A 22,144-nucleotide genomic window follows, 5' to 3' on the forward strand; every position below is an offset into this window, starting at 1 on the left:
ACATTAGCGGCCGCGGCGATGACCGCAGGGGCCGCGGCTGTCCGTCGCCGGGACCCATTGGCGGGAGCCGTGGGCCGACGGGATCCAGCAGCGGCATCCAAAAGCGACATCCAACAGGGGCGCCGGAACAGCCGGCCGGCTCTCACTGCTACGGCGCAAGGTCTGCCCCGACGCAGGGCTTGCCCGACATGCCGGCGCTTGACGCCAGGGCCGGCGAGGGCTTGCACACAAGACGTCGTCACCCGCCGCTACCCCCTGCGGCGATGCCCGACGGTACCCGTGTCAGGGTCGCGCTTCTCGAAGGCGCGGACCCGCGTGAAGACCGGTTAAGGGAGCCGGCGGCGGCTGGGGGGAGAGCCTCGGTCTCAGAAGGCTCTGACGCCGCCGGCTCCGACCTTGGCGCGCGGCTGCCCGTTGAGGCACCGCACGATTCCAATGAAGGAGTTAGTGGGAAAGATTACGGCCCGATCACCTCTAATGGTGGCAGTGGCTGCATCCGCAAGCAAGGAATTTGAGACCACACTTTCCTCGGGCCATGCTTGCGGTTGCTGACCGCCCTCAAGTTCCTCATTTTGAGACCTTTGTGAGCTGTTCGGGGTGGAGCTGTTCGGGGTGGAGCTGTTCGGGTTAGTGCTGTTCGTGGGACTGGCTTAAGTCAATCGCCCGAACGGGCTCTGCACACGAGTAGCGTTTACCCGACTTCTGAGGCCCTACTCGCCATGGCACTACTTGGAGCTACTCCCGCTGGTCCCGGAGTCCACCCGTGCTGTACGCACGCCACAGCCAGGTCAGGCCACGCCGGGCCGGACCGGTCAGGAGGGCAGCGGGCCGAGGTCCAGGAGGTCCGCCCGCCGGCCCACGCCGAGCTTGGCGAAGATCCGGGACAGGTGCCCCTCCACGGTCCGAAGTGACACACAGAGCGCGGTGGCGATCTCGGCGTTCGTGGCCCCGCCCGACACCAGTTCCAAGACTTCGGTCTCACGGGCAGTCAACGGGGCGCCGTGATCGCTGCGGACGACCTCCAATTGCGACAACATTCCGGCCTCCACCAGGCGGTGATGGACCCGGCGCTGGACCGCGGTAAGCCGCCACCGCTCCGGGTCGTCTGCCAGGATCCGCTCGGCCTGCTGGGCGGCCTCAAGGGCAAGGAGCCCGTGCCCTGCATTGAGCGCGTCGTCGCTGATGCCAATGAGGTCAGACGCATCCGACGCCGACACCGCTCGCGCGTAGGACTCCACCAGCCTGGCCTCCGGGCCGTCGACTGCGCCGCTGCTGAGGGCGAGGGCCTCGGCGCCCGAGGTGTCACCGCCGCGGAGCGCGAGCCGCCTGATATCGGTTTCGACGCCGCGCAGGCTCTCGTGCAGGGCCTCGTCCGCCAGCCGCGCCAAAGCCCCGGCACCGCTCCCTCCGGGCCCTTCTCCGGGTTCAGCCGCCCGGCAGTACGCCTCTGCCAGCAGGTGAAGGGTTTTCGGCTCCCGGTACACCGAGAGCCGGTAGGCCAGTACATGCTGGCTGGCCTCATGGTGGCGTCCGACGGCGGCTGCGGCATAGGCCGCGACGGCGCGCGCAAACGGCAACAGACCTAACGGGTCGGCGATAGTGAGCTCTTCGACACTCAGCCGAAGTTCGGCCAGGCTTTCACGCATCCTGCCCTGGCGCAACCGCGAGTATCCCCGCATGAGGTGCAGCATGCCGCCGCTGTACAGCAGCCGCCCAGGCTCACGGGCCGCGTAATCGTCCAGGACATTTCCGAGCCGGTCCCAGTCGCCGGCCCAGATCAGATTCAGGCAGTGGCGCACCACGAGGTCCTCGTAGACCAAGGGTAGTTCCAGGCTTGCGGTCCGGGCCCCGCCCCATGCCTCGCCGTCCAAACGCAGCCCTGCGCGGAGTTGACCTTGGGCGGTCAAGAGTTCGGCGAGGAGGGAAACTGCCGGGACCCGGATTTYGGGATAGGCGCCGGCCGCGGCGATGAGTTCGCGCAGCACGGTTCCAACTGCCATGAACTTGCCGTCCCATGAGTGACTCAGAAGCTCTGTGGCCAGTCCCCCGGCGGCTGTCACGTCCGGCGGCTGTCCCGCCGGAGCGCGTCCGGAAAGGTCGGTGCACGTCGCGAAATCCGCAGACAGTGAATCCCGGGCACGCGATTCCAGGAGCCCTGGTTCGATGGGCAGTTCAAAGGCCGGGCGGTGCGTGCCGGCGTCGGGATGCTGTTGCCGGGCCGGCGTTGCGGACCCGAGCCGGGCTGCCAGGAGGGCAGCCAGGTAGGACGGCCGTCCGGAGGGCACCGGCTGTGCGGACTCCAGACACGCCACAGCGGCCTCGGTGTGCCCCGCGATGAAGTGCGAATAGGCCAGCTGGATCCGGGCCTCGGGGAGGAACCGGGCGTCCCGGATGGCGCCAGCCACCCGGGACGCGGTCGCAGGGTCCAGGTCCGTGTTCGCGGCGACAGCGGCCTGCAGGAGCTGGATCGGAGGGATCTCTACGCCGCAGTCCATGGACCAGCGCAGCCGGTTGAGGGCCGCTCCCGGCGCCGCGGCCCGCGCCGACGGAAGCGACAACACGCTTGAACGCAGGGCCGAACTGCGGCCGGCCGGGACCCGCTGGCGGATAATCTCGCCAAGTATCGGGCTGGCGGCCCGTACCAGCCGGTCATGTCCCGTGGAGACGGCAATGATGCCCGCGGTGTCCAGCGCATCGACGGCCTTGGGACCACTGATCCGCAGAATCTGGGACAGGGATAGCGGGCCGGCCATGGCAACGATCGTGGCGGCGGTCTTTTCCTCCGGTGTCATGGAGCGCAACTGCCGGTCCACAACGTCGGCGGCCGGAACTTGGGCCATGTCGGGGTTGGCCAGCAGGAACCACACTCCGTGCCGGAGGCCCAAGGCGCCGCTGGCCCGGGCATGCTGGATCAGGGACATCAGCATGAGCGGATTGCCGTCGGCCGCCTTATAGAACAACGCACTAACCCACGGAGAGACGTCGGCCCGCAGGACCTGCTCGCATAGTTGGTGGGTTCCGATCCGGCTCAGCGGGTAAAGGTCGAACTTGGAAATTATCCCGTCGTCCCAAAGCGCGAGGAACTCTTCCGGAATCATCGGCCCGGGACGGCAGGCCACGAGGATTCCCGCGGCGCCGGTCGCCGCCGCCTGCGCCAACTGCCGGACGGTCCCATGGTCGAGGCAATGCGCGTCGTCGACCACAAACAGAGGGCGGTCCGCCTCGGATTTCAGGCTGCGCGCCATCGCTTCCACGACGGCTGCGTAGGAGTCGAGTTCCCGGTCAGGAAGCCGGGACAAGTACGGCGCCAGGGCACCGAAAGGAACGCTGGCCAGAGCCGAAGTGGCGGTCAGCCGAATCAGGTGGCGGTGGGGCTCGAGTTCGCGGATGGCGGCCTTGAGGACGGCGGTCTTGCCCGCGCCCGCGCCGCCGACGATGAGCGCACCTGATCGGGTGTCGTCACGCAGGCAACGCACCAGGTCCTTGACCAGCGCCGTGCGCTCGATCAGTGCCGAGGTCTCAGCCAGGCTTTCCATCGCCGGTTCTTCCTGCCAGTTTCTGCCCGTCTTGAACAGCCGTCCGGGTTGCCGCCTGCAGTCTGCCGGGCTCAGCCGAGCCTGGCGCTGTCTGCCGGAGTCGAGATGACATCTTTGAGTTCCGATCGGCTGGCGACGTGCAGCTTCGAATACACCTGATAGAGGTGTCCCTCCACAGTGCGGACGGATACGTGCATCTGTTCCGCGATCTTGCGGTTGGACGTACCGGCAGCAGCCCGGACCGCCACTTCACATTCCCTCGCCGTCAGGGTTGAGGTTGTAAGCGACCGCAGCCCGTTCTTCGGACTGCCGAACTTGTCATCGAGGGACTGCTGCGCCCGCTGGGCGATCCGCAACGCGATGCGGTTGCCGGCGTCGTTTGCGCAGCCGACGGCTTTCCGCACCGCGTCCCTGGCGAACACGGTGTTGCCGCATGCCTCAGCTTCCTTGGATGCTGCCAGTAACTGTTCGCTGTCAGCCTCCCGCATGCCTTCGGCCAGCCGCGAGCACAGGGCCGCGAATTGTCCGGTCACCCTCCCGCTCAGGCTGCCGAGCTTCTGGCCCGCCTGGCGGTCTCCCAGCCGGGCCGCGGCGGACTGGAACAGGAGCGCGGGGGCCAGTGCTGACGTTTCAGCGTCGTTGCCCGCTTCGGCCGAGAGCGCACGGATGGACATTGCCCTCTGGCCGAGCTCGGCCTGGGCCGACAGCTCGAAATAGCGTGTGAGCCGTTCCACCAGCCAGGCCGCGGGCGGCCGGGCCTGGGCAAGATCGTCCAGCAGCAGGCCGGCCATTTCCTCTTCGCCCTGGAGTGCGGCGGCATAGGCACACACGGCTGCGGCCAGGCCGCCCAAAGCGTCGGGGTCCTGCGCCCGGAGCTGCCAGCGGCCTGCCTGGAGCCGGGACAAGGCGTCGTCGAGGTGTCCGGCATGCAGGTCCATGACGCCCTGGCCGATCTCAAACATCCCGCCCAGCCTGGTCTGGGGCTCTGCGCCGCTGTACGTCTCCTCAAGATAGACGGACGTTTCCCTGAACTTGCCGGAGAGCAAAAGGAGGAGGAGGAACCTGCCCCTGATCTCACGAACCGCATGGTCCCTGAGCTGCACGCCGGCTGTGGCCGCCAGGATCTGCTTTCCAAGGGCGAGCGCCCGCACCACGTTGCCTGTGACGGCCAGGGCCTCGCTGCGCACGCTGGCGGTCAGGATCCTTGGTTCGGTGCCCAGGTCCCCCGCGTCCACGCCGTCGGTTATGGCCAGGACCTCGTCGTAGCGTCCACKGAAAGCGGCGAGCCCAGCCTCCGCCAGGCGCAGCCGCTCCCGGGCTGCAACTGCAACTGGACTCTGTGCGGCGGGCTCGGCAGCCAGCCGCTCGGCGAACTCCTGTATCCGGGCTTCGGGGTCGGCGCCCGGGGCAGTGCTGCGTTTGTCCAATTCCACGCGCAGCAGCTGCAAAGCGGTCCACTCGGTCAGGGGAAGCTTGGCGCACGCGCCGTCATCCAGTGCCTCCAGAACCCGGCGTGCGGAGTCCTCGTTGTTCACCGAGATGTGGGCATTGACTGTTTCGATGGCCATCAGGGCGGCGGGTTCGCTTCCTTCGACCTCCTGGACAAATCGCAAGGCGGCCGCGTGGTCGGATGCTCCGTTCGCGGCGCGGGCGGCGGCCAGGGCGACCTGGGAGCTCACCTCTTCCCCGCAATCCAGAGCCCAGGCGACGCCGGCCGAGCCGCCGGTGTCCAGCGTGTCCGATTCCTGGAGCACGGCCGTGAGCCGGCGGCGGAGTTCGGCGCTGCGCCCGGGCGGGACCACGTTGGCGACAATTCCGGCTGTTACCGGGTTGGCGATGCTGACCATCGGCGGATGGTCGTGGGTGACCCGGATCAGGGCCCGCTCCTGGAGCGCGTCCATATCCTGCGGGTTGGCGATGAGCATGAGGGTCTGCAGCGGGACTGCCCCGGCGAGTGCCAGCAGTTCAAAGACGTCGCGCTGGCCGTTGCCGAGCCGGTTGAGGCGTGCCTTCACGACGTCCCGGATCTCTCCGGTCAAGGCGATGGGGCCGTTGCCCAGGAACCATACACCGTCCTGGCGGATCACTGTGCCCAGCTTGATCTGCTCCCGGGCCAGGGAATGGAGGAACAAGGCGTTGCCCCCGCTCGCACTCCAAAGCGCCCGGGCAGCGGTCAGGGAGAACCGGCCGCCGTATTCGTGGTGCAACGTTGTTGCCGTCTCTGCAAAGTCGAACGGTCCGAGGTCCACCCGTCGGAGCAGGTCATCCTTCCACAGGCCCATGATGTCCCCGCCGATGTGCGGCATGTCAACGCACGCCGCCAGCAACGTGACATGGGACCCGGCGCTCAACTGGGCCACCATCATGCTGGAGAGCTCGTCGAGGTCATGGGCGTTGTCCACGAAGAGGACGATTCGCCGGCCTTCGGATTTGTTGTGGAGCAGCTGGGTCAGTCCGCGCAGCACCATCAGCGGGTGCTCGAGGTGTGAGGCGTCGAGGTCGTTGAGCAGGACGCTCAAGGCCCCGTAGGGAAGCTTGGAGGATATGGAGCTGCCCCTGACCTGGACTACCAGGTACTCGTCGCCGAGCTGCTCCAGGGCGCGCTGGGCGATAAAGGACTTGCCGGCCCCGTGGTCGCCCACGAGTACGATGCCGCAGCCGGAACCCGACGTCAGGGTCTCAACGATGTCGGCAACGACCTCCTGGCGGGTGAAGGGTCTGTCCTTACTGCGGCCATGACCGTTTCTTTGCGCCGGAAACACTATTTCTGTCTGGCCGCTGCCCGTTGGCAAGCCGGCGTCTTGCTGGAACATATGAGAGACCTTCGCAATCAAAGTGTGAGCGGTGATACCTCAACGGTAGGGACTACGCGTATTTTCGGTATGCGTAAGTAGTACTCGATTACCTAGCGAGTATTCCGCCCGCTCTACGTAGCTGTACTCAGTTGGACCGGCGCTGCCGCAAGGCTTAAACCAAGTAGTCGCAATCCCGCCGCACGTGTCCGGCGCCGGTAGCGGCCCGGACACCGGGGAAGCGGCCCGCCACGGCCGGCCGGCCGGCGGACACGGCCCCACGCGGCCTCTCCCTTGCTTGCCGCTAGTGCCCGCCGATACCGGGAAGCTGCTCACGGCCCTTGACGTTGAGTTTCGCGTAGCTGCGGTAGAGATGGCCTTCAACCGTGCGCACGGACACCTGGAGCTCTGCGGCAATCTGCCGGTCAGTGAGGCCGCGTACCGCCAGCGCCACAATGTCGCGCTCGCGGCGGGTCAGTATGCCGAGCGAGTCATCGTTCTTGGCCGCTTCGTCGCCGGGAAGGTCATCGGCCCGGTCCAGGCACCGCTTCCGCTGGGAATTGGCCATGCGCTCCCTGAGGGTGTCGCCCGCGGCCCGGTAGGCGTGCGCCGCGGCGTCGTAGGCGAGGGCGGCAAAGGCCCACAGTTCCGCCGCCTCACAGGTTTTCGCGGCCTCAAGGAGGTCTGCGGCGTTGTCGGCGCTGATGGCTGCGGCGTAGGCGCAGATCGCGGCGGGCCTTGGCCCCTCAAGCCTGGCCCGGAGCTCGAGCAGCCTCGGCGCCGAGTCCGTGTCCCCCAGGGCCAGGCAAAAGGCCAGCGCGTCGAGTTCGAGCCCGGCGGTGTCCACGTCCGGGTACGGTCGGCCGAGCCGCTTCAGTTCGGCGATGGCACCCGGGTAGTTCCCGAGCCGGGCCTTTCCATAGACCACGGCCATCGCGGCCAGCGAGCGCATGTACTGCGGCAGGGCCGCGGGTGCTGCCTCGAAGTCGGCGAGGAGTAGCTCTGCCTTCGTTTGGGCACCGACTTCGGCGGCTGCCGCGAAAGCCATGGCCGCCGTGAGCGCGAACAGCTGCTGGGGGTCGGTCAACCGCAGCGCTTCGAGCGCGGCGCTTAGCGTGTTCAGGGCCTGGGCGGCCTTGCCCTGGTAGAGCAGGATGATGCCGTGCGCCGCGTGCACTCCCCCGCCGAAGGAAATCAGGTTGGGCCCGGATCCGGCGACGAAGCCGGTCAGGAGGCTTTCCGCCCCCTGCCAGTCGCCGGAGTGAATTGCGGCGGCCGCGGAACGGACCACGAGGAAGTCGGTGAGGAAGTAGAGCTCCTCGTGCTCGGCCCCGGCGGCCTCGATGGCCCGGGTCATCGCAGCGAGGGCGCTCAGTCCCTTGCCGCCTGCCAGGAGCCGCTCCGCGTCGAGGCAGAGCCGGAACGCCTGTACGAGAGTGTTCGACGGCAGGGTGTTCGAGGGTGGGGTGCCGGCAGCCGCGTCCTCGGTGGACGCCCCCGCGGCCGGGGCTGCCGCGTACTCGCCCGCCAGCGCCAGGACCATGGCTTCCAGGATCTCCAGCCGCTCTTCCGTGGCACGGTGAATGGCTTCGGCGTCGTCCGGCCGGGCAGCAGCGAGGCGCTCGGCGGCGCGTCGGAGCACCTGTGCCCGCTTGATGATCTCTGCCGGCGTGTTCCCCAGCGCTGACATCGTTGCGGCCCACAGGAGGGATCCGGCCAGGAGCCCGGGGATGCTGTTTCCCTGCCCGAAATCGGCGTCGAGGATGTCCCGGGCCGCCACGTAGTCGGAGGCGTTGTAGCGGGTCCGTGCTATCACGGCGCGGGCCGCCATCTGCAGTTCCGGATCCTTGACGAGGACGGCAGCCTTGCGGGCGAGCTCGTCCTCGTAAAGCCGGCTCGCCAGCACGGCCGCCCTCAGGAGCTGCCGGTCCTCGACCTCCGCGCCGCACTCGATCGACCAGCTCACTTGCCGCAGCAGTCCCTCGGCAGACGTCGGCTCGCTGTCCATCTTGCGCAGCAGGCTCTGCCGAAGCTGCAGGCTCCTGGCCGGCGAAATCAGGTTCCGCAAGGTGTCGCCGTACACGGTATGCCACAGCCGCAGCTCACCCGTCCCGGTGTCCGTGACCCGGATCAGTTCGCTGTCGATCAGTGATCCCACGGCCTCTTCGCCGGCCACCGACTCGATCAGTTCCCGGGACACGGGTTCGGCCAACGCCACGAGGTTCAGGGCCTGGCGTTCTTCCGGCGAGCGCAGCAGCAGCTGGCGGCGCACGACGTCGGTCAGCCGGTCACCGTGGCTGTTCAGGTGCCGGGTGAACAACCAGACACCGTTGCGCCGCAGCAGCGTCCCGTCGTTCCTGGCGTCGTCCAGGAGCCCGTTGAGGAGCATCGGGTTGCCGCCGGAGGCCTCCCACAGGATCTCGGCGACGTTTGGCAGCACTTGCGAGCCGAGCTCGCCCTCCAGCATCTCTGTGGTCTGCGCGAGGGTGAGCGGGCGCAGGTCGTGCCGTTCGGCGATGCCTTCAAACCAGAGCTGCAGGAGCGGTTCCGGCAGTCCGGGCCGGGCCGCCGCGCCGACGAGCAGTTTCGCCCAGCCGGCCGCCGCCAGCTCCGCGAGGATTCCGGCCGTCGCCTCGTCGAGATCGTGTGCGTCGTCAACGACCAGCAGGAGGGGCTTCTGGGTGGCCCGCTTCTGCTCTTCCAGATGCGCCCACAGGGTCCTCAGAACGGCCAGCTGCGATGTTGCTTCCTGGACCGGCAGTCCGACGATGAAGGGGCCCAGGACACCGTAGGGCACCTTGGTCAGCGACGCGCTGCCATGGATCGGCACCGGCGTCACCTCCGGGCCCAGCTCCCCGACGACGGCATCGATGAGCCTTGACTTGCCCATCCCGCTGTCGCCGAGGACGAACACGGCGACATGGCTGCCGCCCTGGAGGGCTTCCACTGCCGACATCAAATCTTCCGACCTCCCGGTCAAGGCGCGGGCCGGCGCCGTGCCGGGGTTCCCCGCCGGCCCCCTAGATGAGTCCAAGCAGATCACTTCGCGAAGAAACGCCGAGCTTCGTGAACACCTGGTACAGGTGGCCCTCCACGGTCCTGACGGAAATGCCCACTTCCAGGGCGATGTCCTTGTTGGAGACCCCGTTCCCGGCCAGGGTGGCAATTTGCCGCTCCCGGTCTGTCAGCAGCGGACCCTTGTTGCGCGGCATGACTGGCAGCGCCGGCACGGACTCCGAGAGGCTCTCCAGCATGCTGTAAGCGGCGTTGGCGCTGGCGGTCAGCCCGGCGCCCTTCGCGAAGTCGAATGCGAGCGCGGCGCACCGGGCCTGGACGGCGTCCAGTTCGAGCCCCGCGGCCTCCCCGGCGGCTTCGAGCATGATCGCGGCGTCTTTCTTCCGGCTGCCGACGGCGACCGTCCGGGACAGCTCGGCCAGCGGCCCCTGCCGCAGCCCGGCGATTTCCTCCATGAAAAGAAAATCCTTGACGGTGCCGTTGACGGTGGCCCCGAGCATGCAGATGCCAGCCAGGGTGTAGCGGCCCTTCCGGAAATGCTCCTCCGCGGACCGTATCAACCGGTCCTTGGCCTCGGGGTCACCGAGCCACCGCGACGCCATATCCATGCAGAACTCGGTGGAACTGCCGACCGTGAAGCGGGCCGGGCCGTCAGCCGAGCGGGCCCGGTCCAGGTAGATCGTGGCCTGGACCGAGTTGCCGGTCTGGGCGTAGGCAAAAGCAGTGGCGGCGTAGGCCTGGCGCAGGGACTGCAGGCTCGCMCGGACCTCCAGCTGGGCGATCGCGGCCAGCAACGGATCCAGAGCCATGTACCCGCGGCCGGCATAGACATAGGCGAGTCCGACGGCGAGGTCCGTAGCGGCGCTGCCGGAATGCAGCCCGTGCCCGGCCCGGCCGCTCGCGTCCTTGAGCATGTCGATGGCTTGGCGCCACAGGCCCGAGAGGAGCAGCACGTTGAAAGAGCGCCAGGCGAAGTTTTCCCGGATGCGCGGCACGTTGGACCACTCGCCCAGCTGTCCGCCGATTTCCCGCATGAGTTTGCGGGCATCGAGTTCGTGGCCGGTCATGGACCAGGCCTCCATCAGGATGATGGCCGACCTGAGCCGGTGCACGGGATCGGCACCGGGCACGTCCGTGGTGGCCGCGGTGGTAAGCCGCTCCATCATGGGCCCGAAATCCCCGATGAAAGAGAAATAGTTGAACTCGCACAGATCCAGGCAGAGCCCCGCCCGGGCAAGCGCCGCAGGGGCGGGGGACGGCTCGTCCAGGCTCAGGTCCTGGAGCCRGACCCTGGCCTGCCCGAGCAGTTCGGGGACCTGGCCGGAGCGGTCGTCCAGCCAGGCCATGCAGTCAGCCTTCGCCGCGATGAATTCGGCGAAGTTCTCGGCCGCAAGGCCGTTGACCTGCCGTTCGGAGACGTCGTCCAGCGCGGACATGGCCTGCAGCGGCAGGCCGAGCTGGAGGTAGGCAGCCGATTTTTGGAGCTGCCCTTCGGCCCATTCAGGATCCGAGGGAGAGAGGCTGCCGGCGCATTTGAGGGCAAATTTCGGGTCGAAGAGCTTGACGGCGGCACTGGCAGCCGCGACGGCGTGCGCGGGTGCCAGCTGGGCGTGGCAGTCGTGGGTCCACGCCGCGTAGGCCAGCAGGTCTTCGACTGTCAGCTCGTCCAGTTCATGTTCCTGGTGCCCGGGGACCTTGTCCCGGAGCTCCAGCCGGCGCTCCACGCTGAGCCAGTTGCGGACAATGTCGCCGAGGTAGCGGTCGCCCAGCGTGACGAGGTGACGGTCAGCGCGGTCGACCACGATCTGGCCGGCCTCTTCCATGTCGGCGATGACACCGGGGCTGTACATCCTGGCGAGCCGGGACAGGGGCAGGGTCCGGGCGCAGGAGAGGACGTCGATGACCTCCCGGGCCACGGGTGTTTCCCTGGCATACCTGGCTCGGACAATATCCTCCAGCGCCGTGCGGCCATCGAGCACAACCTCATCGAGCAGTGTCCACACGGATCCGGACAGGACAAGGTTTCCGCGTTCGATTTGTTCGGAGACGACGGCCTGCAGGAGCGTGGGGCTGCCGCCGACCAGCTGGTGCAGCTGGCTTGCCAGGGCGGTCGAGACCCGATGGCCCAAAGCTGACTGCAGGACCTCCAGCGTCTCGAGCTCGGTCAGGTTGGCGAGCCGGACCTCGGCGAGCTGGCCGGAAGTGATGAGCCAGTAGAAATCGGGCGGAAGGTCAGTGGTGCGCTGGGCCGTTGCGATCAACCGGGCGGTCCGGGTCTGCAGCAGGTTGAGCAGGACCCCGGTGCTGAGTTCATCGAGGGCGCCGGCGTTGTCGAGCAGGATCACGCACTGGCGCCCGGCGGCGTCGTCGCGGATCAGCGAGGTAATGCCGTGCAGGATGGCGGTCGGCGAGCCCAGGGAACTCTGCGGGAGCCGCGCAAGGGTGAAGGCGAGGCAGCCGTATGGCGTTGCCGACCCCGGCCCTGAACTGCGGAGCTGGATGGTGTACACCTCGGGGCCGAAGCCCGCGAGGGCGGTCCTGCCGACAAGCGTTTTGCCCACGCCGCGGTCGCCCGTGATGACGACGCCCATCCGGTCCTGGGCAAGCAGTTCCTGGCGGACACGCTCAGCATCAGCGTTCCGCGCCAAACCGGACCAGCCGTGTCTCGCGACCTGGCCGGCAGCATGTTCTTCTTCGGCGGGTGCCAATGTAGTGGAAACATTCCCCCAGCCCAGCGAATCCCTCGACATGTAGTTTCCTTCGTACCGCTTTGCAGACAGCAACCCCGAACTGCCCACTTAGAAGTAGCGTATCCCTATCCCCCGACGTGAGAGTAGACAGATCATAGCTGGAATGCGGAAAGCTTGGAAAGGAAACACGCAATCCGCATGCAACTTAGTCGCCGCCTGCCTGCCGCGGGCCCGGGCCGGCCCACGGTCGGGGCGTTTAGGCTGCGTGTTATTTTGCCTGCGTTTACGTCCGGGAGGGGTTACGTCGCCTTGGCGGGGTGGAACTTTTGTTGGGCGGCGGTGAGGCCGTCCCGGACCAGGACTTCGACGGCGTCGGCAGCTGAGTCGATGAGGAAGGGCAGTTCCTTTTTCTCCGGCGCGGAAAAGTCACGCAGGACAAAGTCCGCGGTCTCCATCCGTCCGGGCGGACGCCCGACGCCCACCCGCACGCGCAGGTAGTCCTTGGTGGCCAGGGCCTTGGAGATGTCGCGCAGTCCGTTGTGGCCGCCTTCGCCGCCGCCGATCTTGAGCCGCACGGTGTCGAAGGGGATGTCGATCTCGTCATGGACGGCAATGACATGGGCCGGATCGATGCCGAAGAACTGGGCCAGGGCAGACACCGGGCCGCCGGAGACGTTCATGTATGACAGCGGCTTGGCCAGCACGATCCGGGGTCCGCCGATGCCCAGACGCCCTTCGAGGACCTGGGCACGCGATTTGTGCGATTTGAAGCCACCGCCGACGCGCGAGGCGAGTTCGTCCAGGACCATCTGGCCGACGTTGTGCCGGTTGTGGCTGTACTCGGATCCGGGGTTGCCAAGGCCTACGATCAGCCAGGTGTCGGTCATGGGTCAGTCCTTCGGTGGGACGCGGCCGGGGGCGCGGCCAGTGGGGCGGGGCAAGTGGGGCGGGTCAGGTGGGTCGGGGCAAGTGGGGCGGGGCGGGCAGCCGGCTACGGGGCGCGTACGGCGCGGGCTACGGCACCAGAGACGACGGCGGCCGGGCCCCTGAGGGACCCGGCCGCCGTAAAATTCGCCGGAATTACTCGGCTGCTGCTTCGGCCGACGGTGCGGCTGCTTCGCCTTCTTCGCCCTCTTCGACGTTTTCGGTGGCCTCGGAGATGTTGACGACGAGTGCTTCGGGGTCGGCCAGCAGGGTGGAACCCTTCGGCAGGACGAGGTCGGAAGCGTGGATGTGCTCGCCGGCGCTACGGCCTTCGATGCTGACCTCGATGGCGGTCGGCAGGTGGGTTGCCTCGGCCTCGACGGAAACGACCGTCATTTCCAGGTTGTGGACGTTGCCCGGAGCCAGCTCGCCGCTGAGGTGAACGGGCACGTCAACGGTGACCTTCTCGCCGGTGCGGACGGTCAGCAGGTCGAGGTGCTCGATGATCTGCTTGATCGGGTTGCGCTGGATGTCCTTGACGAGGGCCAGGTGCTGCTCGCCGTCGATGTCCAGGGTCAGCAGGGCGTTGGCGGTGCGGACGGCCAGGGTGGTGGCCTTCGCCGGCAGGGTGATGTGGATCGGCTCGGCACCGTGGCCGTAGATGACGGCCGGGATCAGGTTGGCCATGCGGGCGCGGCGGGCGAAGCCCTTGCCGAATTCGGTGCGGACTTCTGCTGCGAGCTTCTGCTCAGACATGGATATCTCCTCGTGGGATTTCAAGCTGTGGGACTAAACGGCGTTCAGCAAGGGCGGAGGTCTGTTTACGACCTTCAACGCCGGGCTGCCGTGCGGCTGCCCTTCAGAAGGAGATTCAGACCCAGTCGATTACGGAGACCAGCAGTCCGGGTTCCGATTAATTCACATCAATACGGAATGCCGGCGCTCTCCCTCGCCAAGGTTTCGGTACAAGGCTACCAGCGGAGGGACCGGTTTCTGAAACCGGGCCCTCCGCCGGCCGGCTTAGGCCTGGCCGTCGAACAGGCTGGTGAYGGAGCCGTCGTCGAACACTTCACGGATGGCGCGCGCGATCAGCGGCGCGATGGAGAGCACGGTCAGCTGCGGGAAGCGCTTGTCCGCGGTGATCGGCAGCGTGTTGGTGACCACCACTTCGCGGGCGCCGGACTCGGACAGCCTGCGGGCCGCCGGATCGGAGAACACGGCATGGGTCGCGGCGATGATGACATCCTTGGCGCCGGCGTTCTTGAGCACCTGGACGGCGCCGGAGATGGTTCCGCCGGTATCGATCATGTCGTCGATCAGGACGCAGGTGCGGCCTTCAATCTGGCCCACGACCGTCTTGGAGACGGCCTGGTTGGGCACGGTGAGGTCCCGGCTCTTGTGCACGAACGCCAGCGGCGCGCCGCCGAGGCGCTCGGCCCACTGCTCGGCCACGCGGACGCGGCCGGTGTCCGGCGAGACGACCGTGACCTTGTCCGAGCCGACCCGGGTGCGGATGTAGTCGGCCAGGAGCGGAATGGCCATCAGGTGGTCCACGGGGCCGTCGAAGAAGCCCTGGATCTGGGAAGTGTGCAGGTCCACACTCATGATCCGGTCGGCGCCGGCGGTCTTGTACAGATCGGCCACGAGGCGTGCCGAGATCGGCTCGCGGCCACGGCCCTTCTTGTCCTGCCGGGCGTAGGGGTAGAACGGGGACACCACAGTGATGCGCTTGGCGGAGGCCCGCTTGAGCGAATCGATCATGATCAGCTGTTCCATGAGCCAGTTGTTCAACGGGGCAGGGTGGGCCTGGATCACGAAGGCATCGGTGCCTCGGACGCTCTCGCCGGCCCGCACGTAGATCTCGCCGTTGGCGAAGTCGTAGGCGTCCAGGGGCAGCAACTCGGTGCCGAGCTCCTTCGCGATCTCCTTCGCCAGCTCAGGGTGCGCGCGCCCCGCGGCCAGCACCAGCTTCTTCTCGCCGTGTGCCGTAATTTCGCTCATGATTGCTAGCCCTCTTCTGTCGGTGCCGGAGTAGTGGAGGATGTTGGGGCGGCGCCCGCGGCGGAATCCACCGCGGCAGCGGACTCGGCCAGGGCGGACTCGGCCAGGGCGGCGGAAACGGAACCGGGGCGGTTGGCCGCAACCCAGCCGTCCGAGTTCCGCTGCTTGGCCAGGGTGATTGCGAGGGCGCCGGCCGGGACGTCCTTGCGGATGATCGCACCGGCGCCGCTGTAGGCGCCGTCGCCCACGCGCACGGGGGCCACGAACACGGTGTTCGAACCGGTGCGCACACCCGAGCCGATCACCGTACGGTGCTTCTTCTCGCCGTCGTAGTTGGCCGTGATGTTGCCGCAGCCGATGTTGGTGTCCTCGCCGATCTCCGCGTCCCCGGCGTAGCCGAGGTGGGACAGCTTCGAGCCGCGGCCGATCGTGACGTTCTTGGTTTCGTAGAACGCGCCGATCTTGCCGGTCTCGCCCAGGACGGTGCCCGGGCGCAGGTAGGTGAAGGGGCCCACGCTGGCGCGCGCCCCGATCGTGGAGCCGGAGCCATGGGTGCGGATCACCGTGGCGCCCTCGCCCACCGTGACGTCGGTCAACGTGGTATCCGGGCCGACCACGGCGTCGCGCGCCACCGTGGTGCTGCCGTGCAGCTGCGTATTGGGCAGGAGCCGGACGTCCTCGTCGAGCGTCACCGTGGCGTCGATCCACGTCGTGGCGGGATCCAAGACGGTCACGCCGGCGCGCATCCAGGCTTCGAGGGTGCGGCGGTTGAGTTCAGCGCCGAGCGCCGAGAGCTGGACGCGGTCGTTGGCGCCCTCCACCTGCCAGCGGTCTTCGGTGACGACGGCGGCGACGCGGCCGCCCGCGGCGCGGGCCAGGGCCAGGACATCGGTGAGGTACTTTTCGCCCTGGGCGTTGTCCGTGGTGACGTGGACCAGCGCGTCGCGCAGGACGGCGGCGTCGAAGGCGTAGATGCCGGAGTTGACCTCACGGATTTCGCGTTCGGCGCTGGTGGCGTCCTTGTGTTCGCGGATTCCCGTGACGGTTCCGTCTGCTGCGCGGAGGATGCGACCGTAACCGGTGGCGTCCTCGAGCACGGCGGTGAGGACGGTGACGGCGTTGCCCTCGGCCTCGTGGGCGGCGACGAGCTCGCCGAGCAGGCCGCCGGTGAGCAGCGGGACGTCGCCGTACGTGACCACGACCGTTCCGCCCAGCCGTCCTTGGGGGTCGAGCGTGTCGAGCGCTTCCAGTGCCGCCTCGACCGCGCGGCCGGTGCCGGGCACATCGTCCTGGTCCACAATCAGGGCTTTCGGATCGAGGGCGGAGACGTGGGCGGCTACGAGGTCGCGTTCATGCCGGACCACCAGGGCCAACTCGCGGGGGCTGATACTGCGGGCCGCCTGGAGCGCGTGGCCGACCAGCGAGCGGCCGCCAATCTCATGGAGAATCTTGGGGGTACGGGATTTCATCCGGGTACCGGCCCCTGCAGCTAGGACGATCACGGCGGCTGGGCCAGTATTCTCGGGGCTCACGTATTGGCTCTCCTTGCTTGGTTGCGCAGTGTGTCTCGCCAAGTTCCGCCCATAGGACTCGAACCTATACTCCACGGCTCCAAAGGCCGGGGTGCTGCCATTACACCAGAGCGGACCGTGCCCAGGCTTGACCTGTGGCACGAGAATCAATTCTGCCACGAAGGTTGATGCTCGTGCGACTCAGCGCCGCGGAAGGGGCGGGCAGGCGCGGGTGGGCGGTGCGGCCGGCGCCACGGGACATGCCCATTCTTGGTCTGCGCGGCCGGACATGTGCCGCAGGATTCACGCGTTCCGTGGAACGTGCCTTCCTGGGCGTGCGCAGAGACCCCGTCCCCTAAGCGGGACATGCCCAGCGTTGGTCCCGAGCAACGGACACAATGCCAATATGCCCATCCCTGGCCCGCGCCGAGGGACATGCCCWGCGGGATTTCGGCCCTCAAAGGGACATGTCCAGCGGCGGGTGCTCACGCTGGGCATGTCCCGCGGGATTCACGCGTTCCGCGGAACGTGCCTTCCCGGGCGTGCGCCGCGACCCCATTCCCTACGCGGGACATGCCCAGTGCTGGTCCCGATCAATGGACACAATGCCAATATGCCCATCCCTGGCCCGCGCCCAGCGACATGCCCAGCGGGATTTGAGCCCTGCAAGGGACATGTCCAATGCTGGCCCGCGCCGAGGAACATGCCCAGCGGAAATTCAGCCCTGCAAGGGACATGTCCCGTGCTGGCCCGCGCCGAGGGACATGTCCCGCGGGTTTTGAGGGCTGCAAGGGACATGTCCAGCGGTGGGTGCTCAAGCTGGGCATGTCCCGGGGATGGGCAGGAGGCTACTCCCCCAGCACTTCCAGGGCCTCGAGCCATTCGAGTTCAAGGGCTTCGCGTTCCCCGGCCAGTTCCTGGAGTTTCGCGTTGAGTCCGGCGAGCTGGTCGAACTTGCTCGCGTCCCCGGCCCCGGCGGTCATCTGGGCGTGGATCTTGTCTTCCTGCTGCTTGAGTTTGCCGAGCTGGCGGTCGATCCGGTTCTTGGCCTTGCGGGCGTCGCGCTTTTCGGCCTCGGAAGGGCCGCTGGCGACGGGAGCGGATCCCCCGCCGGCGGAGGTGACGGGGTTGCCGCCGCCGGTGATCGTGGAGCCGGCCAGGGCCCCTTCCCGCAGTTCGAGGTACTGGTCCACGCCGCGGGGCAGGGCGCGGATCTTGCCGTCGCCAAGGAGCGCCATCTGGTGGTCCGTGACGCGCTCGAGCAGGTAGCGGTCGTGGCTGACGACGACGAGCGTGCCGGGCCAGCCGTCGAGCACATCTTCGACGGCGGCGAGGGTGTCGGTGTCGAGGTCGTTGGTCGGCTCGTCAAGCATCAGCACGTTCGGCTCCCCCACGAGCAGGCGCAGGAGCTGCAGCCGCCGGCGTTCGCCACCGGAGAGGTCCTTGACCGGGGTCCACTGCTTTTCGTTGGTGAAGCCCAGCTGCTCCACGAGCTGGCCGGCGGTGAATTCCTTGCCGCCGACGTTGAAGGAGCGCTTTTCCCGCTCGATCACTTCGATCACACGCAGGTCCGAGACGTCGTCGAGTTCCTTGACCTCCTGGGTCAGGACCGCGGTGACCACCGTCTTGCCGCGCTTGACCTTCCCGGAGGAGGGCTGGATCTCGCCGTTGAGGAGTTTGAGCAGGGTGGTCTTGCCGGCGCCGTTGACGCCCACGAGGCCGAGCCGTTCCCCGGGGGCGAGGCGCAGCGTGATGTTGTCGAAGAGCTTCTGCCCGGGCTCGCCGCCGAGGAAGTCCAGCGAGACGTGCTCGAGGTCCAGGACATCCTTGCCCAGCCGGGCGGTGGCCATCTTGCTCAGCGCCGTCGAGTCGCGCGGCTCGGGGACGTCCGCGATCAGGGCGTTGGCTGCCTCGATCCGGAACTTGGGCTTGGCGGTGCGGGCCGGGGCACCGCGCCGGAGCCAGGCGAGTTCCTTCTTCACGAGCTGCTGGCGCTTGCTTTCCATCACTGACGCGGAGCGGTCCCGCTCCGCGCGGGCCAGGACGTAGGCGGCATAGCCGCCGTCGAACGGGTCCATGATGCCGTCGTGGATTTCCCAGGTCTTGGTGCAGACTTCGTCGAGGAACCACCGGTCGTGGGTGACCACGAGGAAGGCGCCCTGGTTGGCCCGCCAGCGGGTCTTCAGGTGCCGGGACAGCCACGCGACGCCTTCGACGTCGAGGTGGTTGGTGGGCTCGTCGAGCATGATGACGTCGTGGTCCTMGATCAGCAGCTTGGCCAGCGCCACTCGCCGCTTCTGCCCGCCGGAGAGCGCGTGGACGTTGGCGTGCCAGTCGACGTCGGACACCAGCCCGCCCATGACTTCACGGATCTGGGGATTGCGGGCCCACTCGTAGTCGGCCTGGTCCCCCACGATCGCGGCGCCGACGGTGAGGTCGCMGTCGAGCACGTCGCTCTGGTCCAGGTAGCCGATGTTGACCTCGCTGCGCTTGGTCACCCGGCCGGAGTCCGGGGTGGAGCGCATGGCCAGCAACCGCATCAGGGTTGACTTGCCGTCACCGTTGCGGCCCACCATGCCGATCCGGTCGCCCTCTTCAAGGCCGAGGGTAATGCCATCGAGGACGGTACGGGTTGCATACGAGACCGTGAGGTTCTCGCCGCCGAGCAGGTGTGCCACTGGGAACTGCTTTCTTAGGTGTATCGGTGAAGTGAAGCTGTGAAGTCATCGGATGCGATGCGTCAAAAGCTCCTAAAGGAGCGTATCGGAGATGATGCGGGCCCCGTGCACCGGCCCGTGCACCGCCATGGCGTCGAGGCTGTGGTGCCGCAGCTCTTCGGCGAGCCCGGCGGCCGCGGCGGGGCTGTGTGCGAGGAACGCGACGGTGGGTCCGGAGCCGGAGACGATGCCCGCGATCGCGCCGCAGGCCTCGCCGCGGCCCAGGGTCTCGCGCAGGCCCGGGGCCAGTTCGATCGAGGCGCGCTGGAGGTCGTTGACCAGCACGCGGCTCAGGGCGTCGGCATCGCCGCTGCGCAGAGCCGTGAGCACGCCGGGATCCACGGCGTCGGGTTCGTCCACCGCCAGGCCCTCGGCCGCGCGCAGGCGGTCCAGGGTGCGGTAGACCTCAGGGGTGGGCAGGCCGAAGTCCGCGCTGACCAGGACCCAGTCCGTCTGGGCCTTGACCAGGGCCGGCGAGAGGTCATCGCCCAGGCCCAGTCCGACGGCGGTGCCGCCCAGCAGCGCGAAGGGAACATCGGCGCCGAGCTCGGCGGCCAGGTGGGCCAGCTCGTCGCGGGACAGTCCGCTGTTCCACAATGCGTCGCAGGCCAGCAGGGTGGCGGCGGCGTCGGCCGATCCGCCGCCCATGCCGCCAGCCACGGGCACCCGTTTAGTGATCTCCAGGTGGACACCCGTGGAGTGTTCCGAGACGTCGGCCATGATGGCGGCGGCTTTGTAGGCCAGGTTGCGGTGATCGAGCGGAATGTCCACCCCGTCGAGGTCCACGGTGCTCGCGTCGCTGATGCTGACGGTGATCTCGCCGGTATCGGTGCTGGTGGCGGCAATTTCTTCGTAGAGCGAGACAGCCAGGTAGACGCTGGCCACGGAGTGGTAGCCGTCCGGCCGCAGCGGTCCGACATCCAGTGAGACGTTAACCTTGCCTGGAGCTTTCACCCGGACGGTCCTCGCGGCAAAGCGCCCTCTCACTGCGTTCATGGCTCCACGCTATGGCATCGCGGCCCGGGCTCCAAGCACGCAACCGCCCCCGGCGGCGCCCATGCGGAGCTCACAAGGAGCTCAGGAGTCCGGTTGTCCGTGGGCTTCGGCGATTCTGGCGAACGCCGCGATGTCGATCACTTCGCCGCGTGCGGTGGGGTCGACGCCGGCGGCCCGCAGGCAGCGTTCGGCCTCGGCGGCGCTGCCGGCCCAGCCGGCCAGCGCGGCCCGGAGCGTCTTGCGGCGCTGCGCGAAGGCGGCGTCGATCACGGCGAAGACCTGCTCCCTGGTGGCGGTCGTGACGGGGGGCTCCCGGCGCGTGAAGGCGACGAGTCCGGAATGGATCTTGGGCGCTGGCCAGAAGACGTTCATGCCGATCACGCCGGCTTTGCGCATGCTGCTGTACCAGGCGGCTTTGACGGATGGAACGCCGTAGGTCTTGGAGCCGGGGCCGGCCGCGAGCCGGTCGGCGACTTCATCCTGGACCATGACCAGGCCGTGCTGCAAGCTCGGGAAGTGCTGCAGGAGGTGCAGCACCACGGGAACGGCCACGTTGTAGGGAAGATTCGCCACGAGGGTGGTCGGTTCGACGGGAAGTTCCGTGACCCGCATGGCGTCGGCCAGGACGAGGTGGAAGTTCCCGGCGGCGTGCGGACGCCACTCGGCCACAGTGGCCGGCAGGCGCCCGGCAAGGACCGGATCGATTTCGACGGCGACCACGCTGCGGGCGGCGTCCAGCAGGCCAAGGGTCAGTGACCCGAGTCCGGGGCCGACTTCCAGGACGGTCTCATCGGCGCGGATGTCGGCGGCGTTCACGATCCGCCGGATGGTGTTGCCGTCGATGACGAAGTTCTGCCCGAGGGTCTTCGTGGGCCGCACGCCGATTTCCTCTGCCAGCCGGCGGATATCGGAGGCACCCATCAGCGGTGCGGGCGCCGCTCCGGGCAGGCTTTCGGGGGCGGAGGGGCTCGGTTCAGTCACCTAGGTATCCTATCCCGGCGCCGGTACGCCGCAGGCCGGGTCCGGAGGGAATCCGGACCCGGCCTGTGCTCTCCCTGGCTGTGGTCGGCAGCCGCGGGAGTCGGGCGTTCAGTGGCGGGCGGTCAGTGGCGGGCGGTCAGCCGCCGGCCTGGCCTGCTAGCTGGAGGCGGCCCAGCCGCAACCCCAGGGCTGCAGTCCGCGCTGGGCGTAGACCCGGTTGGCGACGGCGATCTGCTGGGCCTTGGTGGCGGCAGCGGCGTTCGGGGCGTAGGCGCCGCCGCCCGAGCTGAGCCAGGTGCCGACGTCGAACTGCAGGCCACCGTAGTAGCCGTTGCCGGTGTTGGTGGACCAGTTGCCGCCGGATTCGCACTGGGCGATCTTGTCCCACATGCCCTGGTTCATCATGGCGGGGGCGGCCGCACCGGTGTTGGCGGCGGGCTTGGGCTTTTCCTTGGTGCCGACAGTGACCTTTTCGGTGACGGGCTGGACGCTGACGGTCTCGGACACCAGGGTCCGGGAGGCTTCGCGGCCATCCACGAGGACCAGCTTGAAGTTCTTGCTGGTGGTGCCGGCGACGCCGGCCTGGGTGACCTTCTTCTCACCCTTGAACATGTCAGCACTCTCGGTGGTGAGTGTTTCGAAGGCGACGGGCTCGGTGGTGTTGGCCGTCTTGCTGACGTCGACGCGGGAGACCTTAATCACCATGTCATTGACCACCGGGGCGTTCCCGGGCTGGGATACGCGGTCGCTGGCCCCGAGCGAAAGCCCGGCGTCCTCGAGCACTTTGGCGACTGTGGCCGCCGTCGTGGTGGTCGCTGCCGCCTTGCCGTCCGCAACGAGGTTCACCTTTTTAGGCGTCGAGATGGAGACGAAGGAGCCGGAGACGGCGAGCTGGGCGTCCTTGGGCACGGAGACCTGCGAGGCGCTGGCCACGCCGAGTTCGGTCACGAGCCCCTCGACGGTGGGTGCGGTGGTGGAGAT

General features: G+C 68.0%; 12 protein-coding genes and 1 tRNA gene. All 13 read right to left on the bottom strand.

Annotated elements, in window-relative coordinates:
- Window positions 1–812: 812 nt before the first annotated feature.
- Window positions 813–3,536 carry a helix-turn-helix transcriptional regulator gene (locus tag AC1D1S_RS09730; protein WP_476994316.1) on the bottom strand — a complete coding sequence of 908 codons (2,724 nt, stop codon included), beginning with the start codon at window positions 3,534–3,536 and terminating at the stop codon, window positions 813–815.
- A 71-nt stretch (window positions 3,537–3,607) separates the two neighbouring features.
- Complete coding sequence (locus tag AC1D1S_RS09735; RefSeq protein WP_476994317.1) at window positions 3,608–6,349, bottom strand: LuxR C-terminal-related transcriptional regulator; 2,742 nt, start codon at window positions 6,347–6,349, stop codon at window positions 3,608–3,610.
- Window positions 6,350–6,632: 283 nt separating this feature from the next.
- The gene (locus tag AC1D1S_RS09740; protein ID WP_476994318.1) at window positions 6,633–9,371 is read right to left on the bottom strand and encodes a LuxR C-terminal-related transcriptional regulator; all 2,739 of its coding nucleotides are present in this window, start codon (window positions 9,369–9,371) and stop codon (window positions 6,633–6,635) included.
- Entirely contained in the window at window positions 9,349–12,093 is a 2,745-nt protein-coding gene (locus AC1D1S_RS09745; protein ID WP_476994319.1) for a helix-turn-helix transcriptional regulator, read from the bottom strand. Before AC1D1S_RS09745 ends, AC1D1S_RS09740 begins: the two co-directional genes overlap by 23 nt.
- 239 nt (window positions 12,094–12,332) lie before the next feature.
- Window positions 12,333–12,920 (bottom strand): aminoacyl-tRNA hydrolase, encoded by a 588-nt coding sequence (gene pth / locus AC1D1S_RS09750; protein WP_028276488.1) that lies wholly within the window; start codon window positions 12,918–12,920, stop codon window positions 12,333–12,335.
- A 193-nt stretch (window positions 12,921–13,113) separates the two neighbouring features.
- Window positions 13,114–13,713, bottom strand: a complete 600-nt coding sequence (locus AC1D1S_RS09755) for a 50S ribosomal protein L25/general stress protein Ctc (RefSeq protein WP_028276489.1) — start codon at window positions 13,711–13,713, stop codon at window positions 13,114–13,116.
- A gap of 264 nt (window positions 13,714–13,977) precedes the next feature.
- Complete coding sequence (locus tag AC1D1S_RS09760) at window positions 13,978–14,958, bottom strand: ribose-phosphate diphosphokinase (protein ID WP_476994320.1); 981 nt, start codon at window positions 14,956–14,958, stop codon at window positions 13,978–13,980.
- Window positions 14,959–14,963: 5 nt separating this feature from the next.
- Entirely contained in the window at window positions 14,964–16,490 is a 1,527-nt protein-coding gene (glmU, locus tag AC1D1S_RS09765; protein WP_476994321.1) for a bifunctional UDP-N-acetylglucosamine diphosphorylase/glucosamine-1-phosphate N-acetyltransferase GlmU, read from the bottom strand.
- 43 nt (window positions 16,491–16,533) lie between these two features.
- Window positions 16,534–16,605, bottom strand: a tRNA-Gln gene (locus AC1D1S_RS09770).
- A gap of 712 nt (window positions 16,606–17,317) precedes the next feature.
- On the bottom strand, window positions 17,318–19,147 hold the full coding sequence (locus AC1D1S_RS09775; RefSeq protein ID WP_476994322.1) for an ABC-F family ATP-binding cassette domain-containing protein: 1,830 nt from the start codon (window positions 19,145–19,147) through the stop codon (window positions 17,318–17,320).
- A 72-nt stretch (window positions 19,148–19,219) separates the two neighbouring features.
- Window positions 19,220–20,182, bottom strand: coding sequence for a 4-(cytidine 5'-diphospho)-2-C-methyl-D-erythritol kinase (locus tag AC1D1S_RS09780; protein ID WP_028276492.1), 963 nt, complete (start codon window positions 20,180–20,182; stop codon window positions 19,220–19,222).
- A gap of 81 nt (window positions 20,183–20,263) precedes the next feature.
- Window positions 20,264–21,103 (bottom strand): 16S rRNA (adenine(1518)-N(6)/adenine(1519)-N(6))-dimethyltransferase RsmA, encoded by an 840-nt coding sequence (gene rsmA, locus AC1D1S_RS09785; protein ID WP_476994324.1) that lies wholly within the window; start codon window positions 21,101–21,103, stop codon window positions 20,264–20,266.
- Between the two features lie 216 nt (window positions 21,104–21,319).
- On the bottom strand, window positions 21,320–22,144 hold an 825-nt coding region (locus tag AC1D1S_RS09790), incomplete at its 5' end, for a transglycosylase family protein (RefSeq protein ID WP_476994323.1).

The organism is Arthrobacter sp. P1_A5 (assembly GCF_056406825.1).

Excerpts from the sequence above, each read along its gene's own strand:
- AC1D1S_RS09780 (WP_028276492.1), bottom strand. The coding sequence starts at position 20,182 with ATGAACGCAGTGAGAGGGCGCTTTGCCGCGAGGACCGTCCGGGTGAAA.
- rsmA (WP_476994324.1), bottom strand. The coding sequence starts at position 21,103 with ATGGGTGCCTCCGATATCCGCCGGCTGGCAGAGGAAATCGGCGTGCGG.
- AC1D1S_RS09755 (WP_028276489.1), bottom strand. The coding sequence starts at position 13,713 with ATGTCTGAGCAGAAGCTCGCAGCAGAAGTCCGCACCGAATTCGGCAAG.
- pth (WP_028276488.1), bottom strand. The coding sequence starts at position 12,920 with ATGACCGACACCTGGCTGATCGTAGGCCTTGGCAACCCCGGATCCGAG.